The 17661-nt window shown below is 45.9% G+C and carries 12 protein-coding genes; 7 read left to right on the forward strand and 5 right to left on the reverse strand.

From position 1 onward, the window contains the following. Nucleotides 1–128: 128 nt before the first annotated feature. From E0E36_RS18470 to E0E36_RS28395, 5 genes are all read right to left on the reverse strand, one after another. Nucleotides 129–578 carry an MgtC/SapB family protein gene (locus E0E36_RS18470; protein ID WP_130857270.1) on the reverse strand — a complete coding sequence of 150 codons (450 nt, stop codon included), beginning with the start codon at nt 576–578 and terminating at the stop codon, nt 129–131. 54 nt (nt 579–632) lie between these two features. Further along, entirely contained in the window at nt 633–2012 is a 1380-nt protein-coding gene (locus E0E36_RS18475; protein ID WP_130857271.1) for a porin, read from the reverse strand. 297 nt (nt 2013–2309) lie between these two features. Further along, a complete protein-coding gene (locus E0E36_RS18480; protein WP_130857272.1) occupies nt 2310–3635 on the reverse strand; it encodes an efflux RND transporter periplasmic adaptor subunit in 1326 nt (441 codons plus the stop codon). Nucleotides 3636–3641: 6 nt separating this feature from the next. Continuing rightward, on the reverse strand, nt 3642–7961 hold the full coding sequence (locus E0E36_RS18485) for a CusA/CzcA family heavy metal efflux RND transporter (protein WP_130857273.1): 4320 nt from the start codon (nt 7959–7961) through the stop codon (nt 3642–3644). Nucleotides 7962–8154: 193 nt separating this feature from the next. Further along, nucleotides 8155–8475: a DUF6660 family protein gene (locus E0E36_RS28395; RefSeq protein WP_354004782.1), complete on the reverse strand. Its 321-nt coding sequence runs from the start codon at nt 8473–8475 to the stop codon at nt 8155–8157. Nucleotides 8476–8797: 322 nt separating this feature from the next. Here E0E36_RS28395 and E0E36_RS18490 point away from each other — a divergent pair, with 322 nt between their 5' ends. The 7 genes from E0E36_RS18490 to E0E36_RS18520 all read left to right on the forward strand — a co-directional run bounded on the left by E0E36_RS18490 (nt 8798) and on the right by E0E36_RS18520 (nt 17615). Beyond that, on the forward strand, nt 8798–9100 hold the full coding sequence (locus tag E0E36_RS18490; protein ID WP_130857274.1) for a hypothetical protein: 303 nt from the start codon (nt 8798–8800) through the stop codon (nt 9098–9100). 168 nt (nt 9101–9268) lie between these two features. Further along, nucleotides 9269–10000 (forward strand): carboxy-S-adenosyl-L-methionine synthase CmoA, encoded by a 732-nt coding sequence (cmoA, locus tag E0E36_RS18495; RefSeq protein ID WP_130857275.1) that lies wholly within the window; start codon nt 9269–9271, stop codon nt 9998–10000. Beyond that, nucleotides 9997–10713 carry a methyltransferase family protein gene (locus E0E36_RS18500; protein ID WP_130857276.1) on the forward strand — a complete coding sequence of 239 codons (717 nt, stop codon included), beginning with the start codon at nt 9997–9999 and terminating at the stop codon, nt 10711–10713. Before cmoA ends, E0E36_RS18500 begins: the two co-directional genes overlap by 4 nt. Nucleotides 10714–10722: 9 nt before the next feature. Next, entirely contained in the window at nt 10723–11316 is a 594-nt protein-coding gene (locus E0E36_RS18505; RefSeq protein WP_130857277.1) for an HD domain-containing protein, read from the forward strand. A 112-nt stretch (nt 11317–11428) separates the two neighbouring features. Then, a complete protein-coding gene (locus tag E0E36_RS28400; RefSeq protein WP_377477088.1) occupies nt 11429–11749 on the forward strand; it encodes a DUF6660 family protein in 321 nt (106 codons plus the stop codon). Between the two features lie 259 nt (nt 11750–12008). After that, entirely contained in the window at nt 12009–16397 is a 4389-nt protein-coding gene (locus tag E0E36_RS18515) for a CusA/CzcA family heavy metal efflux RND transporter (RefSeq protein WP_130857279.1), read from the forward strand. Between the two features lie 6 nt (nt 16398–16403). Then, on the forward strand, nt 16404–17615 hold the full coding sequence (locus tag E0E36_RS18520) for an efflux RND transporter periplasmic adaptor subunit (RefSeq protein WP_130857280.1): 1212 nt from the start codon (nt 16404–16406) through the stop codon (nt 17613–17615). Nucleotides 17616–17661: the final 46 nt, after the last annotated feature.

The following is a 17661-nucleotide window of genomic DNA, read 5'->3' on the forward strand; positions in this document are numbered from 1 at the left end:
GATTCGTTATGCTTACAACACCTGTCGTACAAAATTTGTTTGGCCCACTTTTTCGATGTTTTAAACAATAATAGAATTTAGCGTGACCTGACGATTATCAAAATTATTTTCCTTTTGCCTTCTGCGTATTATTCTTTTTTGTTGCTAAAGAGTTTTGCGACGAACCTTCTATACCAGTTAAATTGATTGACAAAGAATATTAACAGCGTAAGACCGGTGGCAGAGAAGGCAAGTACATACATGTTAAGCGCAATCGCCACGCCTACAGCAGAAGTAGTCCACAAACCTGCTGCCGTTGTTAAGCCCTTGGGCATATTCCTTTCGTCCCGAAAAATAATACCCGCCCCTATAAAGCCAAGTCCCGTGGCAATAGCAGCCAGTGTTCTGGCTATCGCAGAACTGTCTTCGCTGAGATGGGCGGAAATGGACACAAAAAGACAGGCGGCCACGCATATACATGCGAATGTGCGTATGCCCATATTGTTTTTATCCCTTTCCCTTTCAAGGCCTATAATGCCTCCCAAAAAAGCCGCTAAAACTAACTTTGCGGAAAGTAAAAGCTCAAATTCTATATCCATTTCTTCATGTTTGTCAGGGGATGATATATTTGTTTCATTTTTTGTTGTAGGCTTTCAAAAGCTGAACTGCATTCTCAACGTCGCAATACCTTCCTTATCTATATTCCCATAGCCCGCGATCTTTGTTTTTTCATTGGTAGGCCTCTCGTACCACAACGTAACTTTCATATAGTCGTTGATGTAACGGAGCAAACCAAGTCCCCATGTGTCATACCTTATGTCTGCTTTGGTAAATCCTTTGGAAGGGTCGACGTCGTCTCCGTTAATTTTTTTATTCGGATCGTACCAGTCATATTTAAATATCAGAACATTATTCCAGCTACCAATGTTCTGAAGAAAATAGAAATATCCTCCATCAAAAAGTCTTGTCGAGAGCGGAACCGGATTTCCCTGTTCGTCGACCGGTAAACTACCGGGTGTTTCGGATGTGCCTAAAGTGGACGTTTGCAAACCACGGATATATTCAAATCGGAATTCGGTTTGGCCTTTTTTGCTATTGGGCAGTATGATCTGCATATCGGCACCCACATAATTCCTTGCCGCGTTCTTACCTATATTATTAGCGGAAGAGTCAGCCCGCATTATAAAAAGATTGTTCTCCTGACGGGTCTTGTATATCAATGCGTTCCTGCTCGTTATACCTCCCCAAAAGCCACTTACCCCTCCGGCAATCCGCACTTTTGATTTGCCTATTTTCTGTTTTTTACTGCTGATTCTCATAATGACATCTTTACGATTGTCATATTCCATCGTTCCGGACATACCCTGCCCGTTGTAAATGCCAAGGTCGACCGTCAGCCATTTCATTGCAGATTCTGCCCTCCTTGGATTAAGACTGACCATAAAGCCAAGATCCCTTTCCGTTTTCATCAGAATCTGGGACATCCGGCCTCTTTCGGGAGCCTCCCTGTATGAGGATGAATATAACACTTCGTGCCCGAATGGCCTGGCCATCATGCCTGCCGAAAAATGAAAAAGTTTAAACTTATTTTCATAGAAACGTCCCCAGAAGTCCCGGATATTTACACCCCTTTCAGTTCCGTCAAATTGAAAAAGAAAATAAACGGATGGACTTCCATCATCCAGATAATGGGAAAAATCCATTCGGAAGCGCCCTCTTCTCAATCTGAAGCGATTGCTTGAATATGCTCCCCAATCTCCGCCCTGATAAATATTGTCGTTACCCCTGGTCTGTGATATTTGGAACTGGGGCTGCATATAACCGCTGAACCCGATATGACTGTATTGATTGTAGAGTTTAATGATATTACGTCCGAATATGGTGTTCGTATCTATCATGTTGGTCAGTAGCCCGTTATCGTTCCTCAACATTTCGGGTAATTCTCTTTTCAGCTGCGCGCCAACGTGTTGGACACATAAGAATGTTCCCAACAGAAGTAATGCCTTTATGCAGCTTCTATTCAATGGCAGCATAAGCATATCTCTTTTATATTACATTTCATAATACTGTTCAATTTAGCAAAACGGAGATCAAACGAACATCATTGCTCTCTGTTCTGAAATTAGGTGTTAACGTTTGAAAATTGAGTCTGCGTGTAATGGAAAGAGGATATAGCCGGCTATTATATAAGCTTTCGGCTATATCCATTCCCCAGTTAACTGCAATACCTCAAATGATGGGATCCAAACATATCAATGCCCGTATCCAGTTCGTATTGACCCTAAAAAGGAATCGCTCGAGCACGGATCAATAGTGGCCGTTGATCAAAATCAATGTTCATGTCCACCGGTATTGCTCAACTTGGCATTGATAAAGAAAGCTCCCTTTACAACCACTTCGGATTTGTCGGGAATCTCACCGACAGGAGTGATGGCGGTATAGCCCAGTTCGGTTACACCTTTGGATACTTCTACTTTTTCGAAATTCATGTTGGGACCATGGTCTTTATTTTCTGCCAGATGATCGTGCTTATCATCTGTTCCATGTTCGTGTGGCTCCTCACCGCTACCATGAGCTTCGCCTTCTTCATGCCCATGTTCACTTTCGGGCTCCTTGTCGGTATGTACAAAAATGTAATATTTTCCATCGGCCTCCACAATGGCCTCACTAGGGACTGCAGTAGCAAGAACATCTTCTATACTCACCATACCCGAAATATTCATGCCATCGATCAATCCGTTTTTTTCACCCGTAACCAGGCAATGAACAGCCACGGTCTTGCTATCGTCTTCAAACGATGAACCTATGTTGAACACCTTGGCCGTATAGCTGGCGGCCGGGTTGTTGGTAATCGTGAAATTTACCGTCTGTCCGACTTTGATATTTGGAAGGTCCCGTTCGAACACCTGCATATCCAAGTGTAACAATCCGTTATCCACGATCTCGACCACGGGCGAAGACACATCGACATAATTGCCAATTTTGGCAAATTCCCTGCTGACCGTGCCGCTTATGGGGCTGCCGACAAATAATACCGACTGGATATTGGCGCTGCTGATTTTGTCCGGATTTATCCCCATTAGCTGGATCTGCTTTCGCAGTGAGGCTTCACGGGCACGTATCGTGTTAAGTTCTGCGGTGGCATTTTGCAGATTCTTCAGGGCACCGGCACTGCCTTCGTTCAATTCTTTCTGTCGCTGCATTTCCTGTTCGGACAGGGTTATCCTGCTGGACAGCGCCACATATTCTTCCTGAAGCTGTAGAAACTGTGGATTTTCGATGGTCGCTATTACCTGGCCTTTTTTTACATAATCTCCCAACTGGACCTTCAGCGTCTTGACAACGCCGCCGTAGAGCGATGTGGCGTTCGCTTTATTGTTGTTCGGTACCCGCAACCTTCCGTTGGCCTTAATGAAAGCAGTGAGGTTCCTCTTTTCGATGGTTCCCATCCGAATATTCACGGCCTTGATCTGCTCCAGGGTAAGAGTGGCAATGGTTGACGATCCTTCTTCCCCATGTTCTTCTTCACCGGTAGCTTCAGATGCCTTCGCCTCTGTCCCGTGGCCATGTCCGTCATCTTCGCTGTGTTTTCCCCCGCAACCGTTCAATGAAACAACAACGAGGAAGGCAAATAATATTTTTATCAAGATTTTCATTTTGTCTTATTTGTTATTAAAGTAATTAAACTGAATGGCGGACTGGTTATAGGAATTCAACACATCCAGGTAATTCTGGCGTATCCCGATCGCCTGGCTTAAAAACTGGCTTAATTCCGCAAAACTGATCTCCCCGGTCCTGTAACTGAGTGTCGACGCGTTGATGATTTCCTCGGCCTGTTTTAAACCGGATGTCTCATAAAAATTTAACAGGTAGAGGTTCTTCTCAATTTCCGTCATCGCCGCTGATTTTCGGGTCTGCAGCAATTGCGTCTGGTAGGCGAGTGTTTTCTCCTGTACCTCTTTCTCCGCAATAGCGGTCTTTACTTTGTTACGATAGGCCTTTGCCCCAAATAAAGGAAATGAGGCCATAACGGAAAAACCTGTAAACGGATCATTTGCCCCCCAGAGCCGCTGACTGAAAAACCTTCCCGAAAGCTCGGGCCTATTGGTGTTTTTCTGTACGGCGATATTGGATGAAGCTATGTTTATATTCTGTTGCTGCAGATCCAGTAACGGGTGCGACTGAACACTTTCTGATAACTCCAGGTCAAGTTTTTCCAGGGGTGCCGCTATCGGAAGCAGCCATTCATTACGGTCCAATAGCATCATCAGCTGCTGCTGCTGAACGACCATGTCTTTTTTGTTCTGCTTCAGTAATGCCTGTAGTTCCCGGAGTTTGGCTTCGGCAGCAATTTTGTCCAACCTGGCGACATCACCTGCTTTAACGCGTACTTCGGTCGCCCTGAACAGGCCTGTATATATGCTGTCGAGCCGTTTAAACAGATCCTGCCTGTCCTGTAGGTACCACAACTGGTAATAGGCGGTCCGGACATCTCTTTTGATGGCGGTTTTTAATACCCCAGTATTGGTCTGGGCATACACCAACTGTTCTTTCAGATAATTCCGGCGCGCCGCATATAATCCCGGCCAGGCAATGCTCTGGGATATACCGATCTTTAATATGCCGATCCTGTCGGAGGGACGGAAATCTTCGTTCTCTGCGAATAATCCGGTTTTGGGTATTTCAGTCGCGGTTTTTACGTTCAGTTCCGCGCTGTGGATTTCTGCCCGGTTAACCGATATCTGCCGGTTGCTCTCCAGCGCGGTTGCGATGGCCGTATCAAGGGATACCCGTTGCTGGGCGGAAACAGAAGATATTCCCATAACACCTAACACGATCAAAATGACCGGTAATGTTTTTACTTTGAAGTTACCTTTGAGGTTCACCTTTGAATTGAAAATGATATATAACAAAGGCAATACAAACAGTGTCAGGAATGTTGCCGATATCAATCCGCCGATTACGACCGTGGCAAGGGGTTTTTGTACTTCGGCACCTGCGCCGGTACTTATGGCCATCGGCAAAAAGCCGAGCGAGGCGACGGTTGCCGTCATCAATACCGGACGTAGCCGGGTCATGGTGCCTTCTTTTACCCTTTGCAATATATCGCTCATGCCTTCTTTCTGCAATTGGTTGAATGTTCCTATCAATACGATACCGTTCAATACCGCTACGCCGAACAGTGCGATGAAACCGATACCGGCGCTGATGCTGAAGGGCATGCCCCGCAGCAGTAATGCAAATACACCACCGATGGCACTCATGGGTATGGCCGTGAATATCAAAGTTGCCTGCTTGAAAGAATGGAAGGTGAAATATAATAACATAAAGATGAGCAACAGTGAAACCGGCACGGCTATCATAAGTCTTGCGCTTGCCTTTTGGAGGTTTTCGAACTGGCCCCCATAGGTGAAGTAGTAACCTGAAGGTAGTTTTATCTTGGCTGCCAACTGGCGTTGTATGTCCTCTACCACGCTCTGCACATCTCTTCCGGCAACATTGAACCCGATGACAATCCTCCTTTTCCCCGCTTCGCGGCTGATCTGGGCGGGACCGAGTTTGTAATCAATGGTGGCAACCTGCGATAACGGTATCTGGATTTCTCTGTTGGTGGGAACCATCAGGTTGCTCACATCCTCGATACTACTTCTGTGGGTACTGTCCAATCGCACTACCAGGTCGAACCGTCTTTCATTCTCATAGACCTGGCCGGTACTCTTACCCGCGAAAGCAGTGCTGACCACATCGTTCATATCCTGAACGGTCAAGCCGTAATTGGCAATACGGGTGCGATCGTATTCTACATTAATCTGGGGAAGTCCGCCCACCCGTTCGATCTGCGGAGATGTCGCCCCGGGGATGGTCTGGATAATTTCGCCGACTTCATCGGCATAGGCGGCAAGGGTATCCATGTTTTCCCCGAATATTTTTACCGCCACATCCTGCCGAATGCCTGTCATGAGCTCATTGAAGCGCATCTGGATGGGTTGGTTTTTTTCAAAGAAGATACCGGGCACGACCTCCAGTTTTTCCATCATGGCATCTGCAAGTTCTGTATAACTCCTTTCCGACTTCCATTCGTCCTGAGGTTTGAGAACGATCATCATGTCGGTAGCTTCGGGAGGCATAGGATCCGTCGGAACTTCAGCGGCTCCTGTTTTTCCCACCACCATTTTCACTTCATCAAATTGTTTTATGATGCGCGAGGCTTGCATGGAAGTTTCAATGCTCTGGTTGAGCGAGCTACCCTGTGGAAGGATACAGTGGAAGGCGTAGTCGCCTTCCTGCAACTGGGGAATGAATTCACCCCCCATCCTGCTGAAAAAGAATAACGCTATAGCAAATAACGCGACCGTACACCCCACAATTATATATTTTACCCGGATGGCTTTTTGCAATAAAGGCTGGTAAATACGTTGCAGTTTTTCCATCATCCTGTCACTGAAGGTTTTTTTATGTTCAACGTTTTTGGATAAAAACAGGGCACACATCATGGGAATGTAGGTCAATGACAATATCAACGCTCCGAAGATGGCAAATCCTACCGTTTGCGCCATAGGCCTGAACATTTTTCCTTCAACACCCACCAGGGAAAGAATGGGAATGTAAACGATCAGGATAATGATCTCACCAAAAGCCGCGCTGGTCCGTATTTTAGAGGCAGATATAAAGACTTCTTCATCCATCTCGGACTGCGTTAGCCTGTTGACGGATTTGCGTAGTCCCAGATGGTGCATGGTCGCTTCCACGACAATAACGGCGCCGTCTACAATAAGACCAAAATCAATTGCCCCCAGGCTCATCAGGTTCGCACTGACGCCGAAAACGTTCATCATACCCAGGGCAAAAAGCATTGCCAGGGGAATAGCCGATGCGACGATAAGGCCCGCGCGAAGATTGCCCAGAAACAACACCAGTACAAAAATTACGATCAGTGCGCCTTCAATAAGGTTTTTTTCCACGGTACTGATCGCCCGCCCCACTAGGTCTGTACGGTCCAGGTAAGGCTCTATCGTGATATCATCCGGCAGGGATTGCTGGATGGTGGGCAGTTTTTCCTTAATACGTTTTACTACTTCATTACTGTTCTCGCCTTTCAGCATCATTACCACTCCTCCAACGGCATCCACTTCGCCATTGTAGGTCAAAGCACCGTAGCGCACGGCATTGCCGAACCTTACCTCCGCCACATCATTGATATAAATCGGCGATGCACCCGTGTTTTTTACAACTATTTTTTTTATATCCGCTAAAGAAGTTACCAGGCCGATACCGCGGATAAAATAGGCGTTGGGCTTTTTATCAATATAGGCACCGCCTGTATTCTGGTTGTTTTTTTGCAATGCCGTGAAAATGTCGGGAATACTTACGTCCATGGCCCGCAACCTATCGGGATTAACGGCCACTTCGTATTGCTTCAATTCTCCACCGAAGCTATTTACTTCTGCGATACCCGGTGTACCGTACAGCTGACGGGCGACAATCCAGTCCTGCATGGTCCGCAGATCCTTGGCATTATATTTACTTTCACTGCCTTTTTTCGGGTGAATGATGTATTGGTAGACTTCTCCCAATCCGGTACTGACCGGGGCCATTTCAGGCGAACCGATACCTTGGGGGATCTGGTCGACAGCCTCGCTGAGCCTTTCGTTGATGAGCTGCCGGGCGAAGTAAATATCGACATCCTCCTCAAAAACCACGGTTATTACCGATAGCCCGAAACGGGAAATACTCCTGATTTCTTCAATTTTCGGAACATTGGCAATACTCTGTTCAATAGGGAAAGTCACAAGCTGTTCCACTTCCTGACCAGCCAATGTGGGGCAGGAGGTGTATATCTGTACCTGATTATTCGTAATGTCAGGTACTGCATCGATGGGAAGTTTTGTTGCACTCCATGCTCCCCATATAATAAGCAACAAAGTCATTAAACCGATAATGATTTTGTTTTTTATGCTGAATTTTATAATACGATCTAACACAATATATTTCGTTCTTTATACGCTTAATTTAAATGTCTGGGTTTTCCTTCCGGGAAGGCAAGTATGGGAATATGTCATGCCGCTGGCTGGTTATACGCAAACTGTTACATGTTACATACTAGCAACGTATGTTGACAACGAGGTACCGAAAACGTTTGGGTGTTTCCTAACGGTTAGACAATATTCAATAAAACTAAGCGTTGATCTTTGGTGGTTGCCAGATACTTCCGCGATAATTGGAAAAGAATATAAGGTTACCCGAGAGGACTTTTTTCCGACTGAAGAACTTTAGAGGGGAGGTTAAATCGGGAAAACCTGAATAAAAAGAATTTATTGAAATGCTGCAACAGGTACACTGACAAAAAGGGGAGCAGTAATCATCACTGTCCTGATTGTGGCTGTGCGTTTGGAATGATGTGGTGCGCCGTTCTTCACATTCATTGGTAATGTCACTGCACGGCACCGTAAAAAGTGTCGAGAAATAAAATAATAATATGGTTGCAATCCATTTCATTCAATGCGCAAATGTATAAAATTTAGGGGAAATTAATTAAAAATTTAGCGTTTTTAGGATTTACCAGTGTAACATTTTCCTTGGTTTGTCATTTTATATACGCTAGCAACAAAAAAATGGGAGTTCATCAGTTTATCTGAACAACCCTCAATAAAGACCTGTTTTTCGGGACCGAAAATTATAACCAATACGGATCATGGGTGTCGATTAGAAGGGAAATACTTTTTTTGTTATAGGATATTCCACTTATATAGGAAAATACACGACTCTTTTTATTTTTGTAAATTGATTTTTTTATGTTTGCAGTAAATATCTATAGGAAATGAAGTTTGTCGCATATATACTGATCAGTCTCATTTTGACGGTGAGTGCGGTTTATGTGGACAATGACAATGTTCCTGTCAATAGTGTAACCAGACATGAACACTCAAAATCGAATCTCGGACACGATAAATGCGCCTCGCAGTGTAACATTTCAGTTTGTTTTCATTTTATAAATCTTGAGTCCGAGATTCCTGTCTTTGCATCCATTGAAAGTCCTGAAAAGCCACGGCCCTTCAATGTGCGCTTTGCAAAACTGTTATCTTCTTTAGAAGTCTGGCAACCTCCCAAATCCATCCTTTAAACTTTAATTCAGCTCCGGATATCCGATCGATCGTGTCGTTCAGGTCCGGAATACTATGCTCTGGCCCTTTCGGGAACTTAAGACAACAATGAGGTGTTTTCCTCGATGTCGCTTAAGCTCCGGTAGTGGTCTCCTAATAACATAACGCATTATTGATAAAGTAATTAAATGGAAAAAGATAAAATTTTTGAAGAAAAAAAACTGGGTGGACAGGATTTCAAATTTGGTGAAAAGGTCGTACAGGTTTTTGATGATATGGTAAGTCGTTCCGTTCCGTTATATCCGGAAATTCAACGGATGGTCGCGGAGCTGGCTGCTACCTACAGTATGGAAGGAACCGACATTTACGATATGGGATGCTCTACAGGAACAACTTTTTTGGCACTGGATCCGATTGTGCCGGAATCGGTATCCTTTGTAGGTATCGATAATTCCCAGGAGATGTTGGATAAGTGTGAGCAGCGCTTTCGGGAAAAAAACATAAAGCGTATCTATACGCTGAAGTATGCCGATCTCAACGGAACCGTATCCGTTAGCAATGCATCGATCGTAATTATGTGCCTGACACTGCAATTTGTACGGCCCATGAACAGGCAGCGTATGCTCGAGTCTATTTTTGAGGGAGTGATCCCGGGAGGATGTGTTTTACTGGTGGAAAAAGTGCTGGCAGAGGACAGTGATTTCAACCGTGATTTTATCGATTTCTATTACCAGATGAAAAGAAGAAACGATTATTCTGATCTGGAGATCGCCAGAAAAAGGGAAGCGCTTGAAAATGTGCTGGTTCCCTATAAAACCAGCGAAAACATCGCGATGCTCCGGCAGGTGGGCTTTTCCCGGTGCGAGATTTTTTTCAAATGGTACAATTTCGTGGGTATAATAGCAAAAAAGGGTATATGATAGGGATTGGTTCGTTTTTTTTTAAATATAGAAACGTTGTTTTTATATTTCTCTACCTGACACTGTTCCTGCCTTCTCCTGCGATTGCTGATCCGGTTTCTGAAGGCTGGATCACTGTTGCTGTCGGATTATTGATCAGTCTGTGCGGCCAACTGGTCAGGGGCGCTACAATCGGGATGTCCTATATTATCAGAGGGGGAAGGGATGGCCGTGTTTACGCTGAGGGCCTGGTCACCGAGGGTATTTTTTCCCATGCAAGAAACCCTTTATATATCGGTAACATTTTAATGTTGTTGGGTATGGGGATTCTGGCAAATTCACTGCTGTTTGTGCTGGTGGTGATGCCCTTTTTCTGTTTTATTTACCAATCGATCGTACTGGCCGAGGAAGCCTTTTTGCGGAATAAGTTCGGGGAAAATTACGACCTCTACTGTAAGGACACCAATAGGTGGATGCTCCGACTTCAAGGGATCGGGAAGACATTCAGATCAATGCGATTCAATTGGAAGAGGTGGATCGTCAAGGAGTACAATACGCTATTCATCTGGCTTACAGCGATGGTCCTGCTGTTTTTTTTCAGGTACCCGGCATTCGTGCCGTCAGGTGAGCATGAGAAACATATGCTGTTAATGGTTATGGTCGGATGTCTCTCCATCGGTTACGTTTTTGTGCGCTGGAACAAAAAACGGGGACCATGGCGGGACGTAAATTAAGCTTTGCAAATGGAAACACAATTGCTGAGTAAGCTGGAACAATATGTGGTGACATTATTGAGGGGAAATTTGCCGAAAAATATGTTTTACCACAACATCGGTCATACCAGAAACGTCGTTGCCGGATGTGCAGAGCTGGCTGCTGCCATGACGTTGAGCGAAAAGGAGACAAAAATAATATTGGTTGCAGCATGGCTGCACGATACAGGGTATGTCTCCGGCTATCGTGACCACGAAAGGTACAGCATAATTTTAGCTAGCGGCCTATTGCAACGAATGGCACTGACCGGAGAAGAAATCAAAGACGTGTGCACCTGCATTGAGGCAACACGTATGCCGCAGTCGCCCCAGAGCGAGCTGGAGGAGATTCTGTGCGATGCGGATATGAGGCATCTTTCCCTTCCCGGCTATATCGATGACCTCAAACTGTTACGGCTGGAATGGCATGCCATGTTGGGTATGTCTTTCAGTGATAGCGAATGGTATGAGGTAAATCGGAAGTTTCTGAAGGAACATACCTATTTTACGGACCATGCCCGTCAGGTATGGGAAATGGGGAAAAGAAAGAATGTTGGGAAATTGGATCAGCTATTGTCCCTTTAAACGGCTACCCCAACTTTTTGGTTTAATATTTGTTGGAAAGCTGTAAAAAAAATATAGCTATATTTTTTTACCGGTAAAAATTATTTAATTTTGTGGTAGGCTATTGAGTAAAATGAGAATTGTTTCATTGATCTGTATATTGATTGTTTGTATTCAAAGCGCTTTGCCGTGTTCTGATACCGGTATGGGTATTTCCAAATCCCCGAGTGAGCGTGCCGATATTTACAGTAATCTCAGCGACAATAGCCACCAGAGCGATGGGTGCGCCCCATTCTGCCAGTGTAGCTGTTGTGCTACCCACCTGATTCAATATCCGGCAATGGTCTATAACATATTCATCCCCGAAAAAGTTAACGATTATGTCGTATATACTTCCACCGATGCTTTGCAGATTCCCACTGAGGTCTGGCAACCCCCTCAATTAACTGCCTAAAATCCCTTTTTAGTTAAACAGAAAATATCCCGTTGGCGGATATTACCGTATTTATTTATTTATTATTTCAATTAGAAGGTAATGGCTGGTAAGAAACCATACCGGAGAAACGAAATAAGACAGCGCCCTTCGGCCAAATACCAAAAGCCGAAGTGGATGAAGGTTATAAGACTGATCAGCCTTATAATAATTTCCCTGCTGACGGCATTTGCCTTGGTAGCGCTTGTCTTACATTTTATCTCGCATCTCAAATAGTTATATGCTTAATAAAATAATAAAATTCTCAATAGAGAATAAACTCATAATTGCACTGATGACCCTGGGACTGATATTCTGGGGAGTGTACTCCTTAAAGAGGTTGCCGATCGATGCCACACCCGATATAACCAACAATCAGGTCCAGGTTATCACACTGAGCCCATCACTGGCTACACCGGAGGTGGAACGGCTGATCTCCTTTCCAGTCGAACAGACGATGTCAACCATTCCGGAAATTGAACAGGTACGTTCGATCTCCCGTTTTGGTCTTTCGGTCGTCACAATCGTATTCCACGATGATGTTGATATTTACTGGGCGCGTCAACAGGTAAATGAAAAATTGGTAGAGGCCGCGAATAATATACCGCCTGAGATCGGTAAGCCCGAGATATCTCCCATTTCCACTGGATTGGGGGAAATCTATCAATATGTTGTCCATGCAAAGCCCGGCTACGAAAAAAAATATGATGCGCGGGAGTTGCGCACCATTCAGGACTGGGTTGTCCGCCGCCAGTTGCTTGGAACACCCGGTGTTGCCGAGGTCAACAGTTTTGGGGGGCTGCTCAAGCAATTCGAAATAGCGCTTGATCCCGATAAACTGAACAGCTATAATTTGAGTATTACCGATGTCTTCGGCGCTCTGGAGCGTAATAACCAGAATACCGGTGGCGCTTATATCGATAAAAAGCCCAACGCCTATTTTATCAGGAGCGAAGGCCTTGTCGGCAGCCTGGACGATATCAGAAAAATAGTTGTCAAAAAGCAGGCAGATCAGGTGCCGGTACTTATCGAGGATATCGCTACAGTCCAGCTGGGAAATGCCGTCCGCTACGGAGCCCTCACCCGTGCAACAAAAAAATCAAAGGGCGAGGCTGTAGGTGGTATCGTGATGATGTTGAAAGGTTCGAACGCAAAGGAAGTTGTTGCAAGCGTTAAAGAACGTATTGATCGCATTAACAAGACGCTGCCTGAAGGCGTAACGATCGAAGCCTTTCTTGATAGGAGCGCTTTGGTTGACCGGGCGATCGGTACCGTTGCCAAGAACCTGATAGAAGGTGCGCTCATTGTTATATTTGTCCTGGTACTTTTCCTGGGCAACCTGCGGGCGGGTATTATCGTTGCCTCGGTTATTCCACTTTCCATGCTTTTCGCCATCTCCATGATGAACTTATTCGGCGTGAGCGGAAACCTGATGAGCCTAGGGGCGATCGATTTCGGATTGATCGTCGATGGCGCAGTCATAATTGTCGAGGCGACCATGCACCATCTGGGGTTGTGGAAAGGAAGCAACAGGCTGAACCAATCGGAGATGGATGCTGAAGTCTACGAATCGGCATCGAAGATCCGCTCGGCAGCGGCCTTCGGTGAGATCATTATCCTGATCGTATATTTACCGATCCTTGCTCTGGTGGGTATTGAAGGGAAGATGTTCGGCCCGATGGCACAGACCGTGTCCTTTGCGATACTCGGTGCCTTTCTGTTATCCCTGACCTATGTACCCATGGTATCATCGGTAGTATTGAGTAAGAAAATCGAACATAAACGCACCTTCTCCGACCGTATGATGGATTTTTTCCATCGTTATTATGAGCCCATATTGAAGCTGGCATTACGGAACAAGGCGAAGGTCGTACTTTCAGCAGTCGTGCTATTGGCAGTAAGCATTTTTATTTTTTCAAGAATGGGAGGTGAATTTATCCCGACACTCGAAGAAGGAGACTTTGCCGTGGAAACCCGTTTGTTAACGGGGAGCTCACTGAGCCAGAGTATCGATAAGGTGAACCAGGCCTCTGCCATACTGATCAATAAGTTTCCGGAAGTGGTCGAGGTGGTTGGGAAAATAGGTGCCGCCGAGATCCCGACCGATCCAATGCCGATGGAGGCGACCGATCTGACCGTGATATTGAAGGATAAAGACGAATGGGTTTCTGCTGAAGGACGGGAAGATCTGGCCAACAAGATGGCTGAGGCGCTGGAACCTGTTACAGGTGTTACGTTCGGATTTTCGCAGCCCATTCAGCTCCGGTCCAATGAGCTCATCTCGGGTGTTCGCCAGGATATCGGTATTAAAATTTTCGGTGAAGACCTCGATCAGCTTGCCAGGCTGTCACAGGAAGTTGGGAAATTGGCCGGGTCCGTCCAAGGTGCGGCGGACATTTATGTGGAACAGGCAACAGGTCTGCCCCAGATTGTGGTAAAAATCGATCGGGCCCAGCTGGCCCGCTTCGGAGTTGATGTCCAGGCCGTAAACGAAGCGGTGAACGCCGCCTTTGCCGGTCAGTCTGCCGGTTTGGTCTATGAGGGCGAACGCCGTTTCGATATGGTTGTACGTCTGGATACCGCTTACAGAAAGGATATCGAAAATGTACGTAATATATATGTATCCTCACCCGATGGTGAACGCATACCCTTATCGCAGTTGGCCTCTGTTGATTTTCAGGTAGGACCCAACCAGATACAGCGCGAAGATACCAAACGCCGGATTATCGTTGGGCTGAACGTGCGTGGCAGGGATATTGAAAGTGTGGTTGAAGAAATACAGCAGAAAATCAATCAGCGGATCAAGTTGCCTACGGGATATTACATAACCTACGGTGGCCAATTTGAAAACCTTCAGGCGGCGAGTAAACGGTTGTCCGTGGCCGTTCCCGGAGCCCTACTGCTGATCCTGACCTTGCTGTACTTTACATTCGGTTCTGTAAAACAATCCCTTTTGATCTTTACAGCAATACCGATGGCTGCTATAGGCGGTGTTTTTGCACTTCTGCTACGCGGAATGCCCTTTAGCATTTCCGCTGGTGTTGGTTTCATCGCATTATTTTGTGTTGCTGTTTTAAATGGTATTGTGCTCATTACTGAGTTCAACCGTCTTAAGAATGATGGGATCGAGGACCTGAATGAAATTATCCTCAAGGCTACCTCCGTGCGGTTAAGGCCCGTACTGATGACCGCCACCGTTGCTTCGCTCGGTTTTATGCCCATGGCGCTTTCTACGGCAGCTGGTGCCGAGGTTCAAAAACCACTGGCCACAGTAGTGATCGGTGGTCTGGTTACTTCTACTATCCTCACACTTTTGGTTTTACCTGTACTATATACCTACTTCGAAAGGATACGGTTCGGTAAGCTAAACAAGAATAGCGCAGTCGGTCTGATTTTGTTGCTGCTTTTGGCAATGCCTTACCGGGGACAAAGTCAAACCGCGGAGCCGGTGGACACCAAGGTGCTGACCATGGAGGAGGCCATTCAGTTGGCCCTGCAGAACAATCCTGCCGTCCGCGTTTCTACGTTACAGATCGATCAGCAGAAGGCCTTGCGGGGAGCAACATTTGATCTGGGAAAGACTTCGGTAGATCTGCAATACGGACAGATGAATACCATCAAAAGGGATAACAATATTTCTGTTTCCCAAGGGATTCCCAATCCCGTTCTCTTTGCCAAACAGCGGAAACTGGTCGAGGAGCAGGTGAAGAGCGGAGAATACAATCTGGGAATTACCGAAAATGATCTCATCTACCAGGTGAGGGCTGCTTATGGGCAATTAAATTATTTCCTCTCGCTCGAAAAGCTTTTTGAGCGCCAGGACTCTATCTATAGTGGCTTCCTTAAAGCATCGTCCATCCGGTACCGGACCGGTGAAACGAACCTCTTGGAGCGGACAACCGCAGAAACCCAGCTCAATGAGATCCGCAACAGATTGGAGAAGAACCGTTCGGATATATTGATATACAAGGCGGAGCTCAGGCGTTTGCTGCGTACGGACGACAGCGTTATGATCGCAGACGATAGCCTAAAGAGGCAGGTATGGAATCCTGAGGAAGGTCCGGGTGCATCGAATAACCCCTTGCTCCTCTTTAGAAAACAACAGGTAGCGGTGGCGGACAGGAATGTAGGGGTCGAACGCGCAAAATCGGGCCCCGATTTTAGTATCGGTTATTTCAATCAATCAATTATCGGAAGTCAGAACGTGAACGGCAATGAGGTGTATTTTGATGCCGGTAAGCGTTTTCAGGGTGTTCAGGTCGGCGTTTCCCTGCCACTGTTCTTCCGGCCTTTTTCGAGCAGGGTCAGGGCGGCAAAGATCGGCAAACAGGTCGCCCAATCGGAAGCGGAACTGACTGAAGTAAATCTCAGCTCCCAATATCAGCAGGCACGTCAGGATTTTTTCAAAAACCTGCGGAGTATCGAGTATTATGAAGCCAGCGCGCTGCCCAATGTGGAGCTGATTCTCAGGCAATCGCAGATAGCCTTCCAGAATGGGGAGATTGGTTATGTTGAATTCAGTGTTGCATTGCGGACCTATACCGATATCAGGTTTGCCTATCTGCAGGCACTGAACCAGTACAATCAGTCGGTTTATACCTTACAGTATTTAACAGGAAACAATCAATAAAAAAATATGAACAGTAAAATAAAGTTAAAGGGGGCGTTGTTTTTCTTGGCATTGACGTCTTTGCTCACCTTTTCATGCGGACAGAAAGATACCCAATCCGAGAATGAGGCGGTAGAGGCGGAAACGGAAGAGAATCCAAACATGGTTGAACTTACTTCGGCCCAGTATGAGGCTTCCGGTATCGCTACGGGAGGCCCTGAGATGAAGTCCCTGAGCGGTACACTCAAAGTGAATGGCTTTGTGGATGTTCCCCCGGAAAACCTGTACAGCATTACCACCCAGATGGGAGGTATTGTAAAATCAGTGTCGGTCTTACAGGGAAGTACGGTCGGCAAAGGAAAAGTTATTGCTGTACTGGAGAACCAGGACTATGTACTCATGCAACAGGATTACCTGGAAAGCAGCAGTCAACTGGAACTGGCAGAAACGGAGTATCAGCGGCAGCTCGAACTTTCCAAAGAGAATATCAATGCACAGAAAATCCTGCAACAGGCAAAGGCGCAGCGCCAGACTATGCTCGCACGCACGAACGCCCTCCGGCAAAGGCTCAAACTGATCAATATCGATGCAAATACATTGAACAGTGGTAACATCCGCAGCACCATGAACATTTATGCTCCTGCATCGGGTTACATAACAAAAGTAAACATTAATGTAGGGAAGTTTGTTGCGCCTAATGATGTTATGATGGAACTTGTCAGCAGCAACAGTCTCCATATCGAACTGAAGGTTTTTGAGAAGGATGTATCTAAATTGGCGGTCGGTCAGCAGGTCCGTTTCATTTTAAACAATGAGACAGAAGAGCGGATGGCGAAAATCGTACTTGTCGGCAAAGAAGTTGGCCCGGATAAAACCGTAACGGTACATTGTATTGCAAGTGACAATTTGGGAAATCTGATTCCCAATACGTATCTGAGGGCTTTTATAGAAACAGGCAGCAATAAAGTCACCGCTCTGCCCGAAACGGGAGTGGTGGATTATCTGGGTAAAAAATACATTTTCGTTGAGAAATCAGAGCAGAAAGGTGGCGCTGGGGACGAAAAAGCACCGAAAACTACCCGTATGCATACCTTCGAGATGCTGGAAGTAACCACGGGTCTACAAGAGGCGGGATATGTTGAGGTAAAGCTTCCCGAAGGAATCGATACGGCCGCGATTGTAAAAACAGGGGCCTACGATGTGCTTTCCAAAATGAAGAACAGTGAAGAAGAGGAGTAACCGCTTGGTATTCGGTTTAAGGCATACGCTATCAGTTAGATAGCGT

The organism is Olivibacter jilunii (assembly GCF_900607235.1).
In the GTDB taxonomy this organism is placed as follows: domain Bacteria; phylum Bacteroidota; class Bacteroidia; order Sphingobacteriales; family Sphingobacteriaceae; genus Olivibacter; species Olivibacter oleidegradans.

Bases quoted from the DNA above. Each gene is read 5' to 3' on its own strand.
- E0E36_RS18470 (WP_130857270.1), bottom strand. From the start codon at position 578: ATGGATATAGAATTTGAGCTTTTACTTTCCGCAAAGTTAGTTTTAGCG.
- E0E36_RS18475 (WP_130857271.1), bottom strand. From the start codon at position 2,012: ATGCTGCCATTGAATAGAAGCTGCATAAAGGCATTACTTCTGTTGGGA.
- E0E36_RS18480 (WP_130857272.1), bottom strand. From the start codon at position 3,635: ATGAAAATCTTGATAAAAATATTATTTGCCTTCCTCGTTGTTGTTTCA.
- E0E36_RS28395 (WP_354004782.1), bottom strand. From the start codon at position 8,475: ATGAAATGGATTGCAACCATATTATTATTTTATTTCTCGACACTTTTT.
- E0E36_RS18490 (WP_130857274.1), top strand. From the start codon at position 8,798: ATGAAGTTTGTCGCATATATACTGATCAGTCTCATTTTGACGGTGAGT.
- cmoA (WP_130857275.1), top strand. From the start codon at position 9,269: ATGGAAAAAGATAAAATTTTTGAAGAAAAAAAACTGGGTGGACAGGAT.
- E0E36_RS18500 (WP_130857276.1), top strand. From the start codon at position 9,997: ATGATAGGGATTGGTTCGTTTTTTTTTAAATATAGAAACGTTGTTTTT.
- E0E36_RS18505 (WP_130857277.1), top strand. From the start codon at position 10,723: ATGGAAACACAATTGCTGAGTAAGCTGGAACAATATGTGGTGACATTA.
- E0E36_RS28400 (WP_377477088.1), top strand. From the start codon at position 11,429: ATGAGAATTGTTTCATTGATCTGTATATTGATTGTTTGTATTCAAAGC.
- E0E36_RS18515 (WP_130857279.1), top strand. From the start codon at position 12,009: ATGCTTAATAAAATAATAAAATTCTCAATAGAGAATAAACTCATAATT.
- E0E36_RS18520 (WP_130857280.1), top strand. From the start codon at position 16,404: ATGAACAGTAAAATAAAGTTAAAGGGGGCGTTGTTTTTCTTGGCATTG.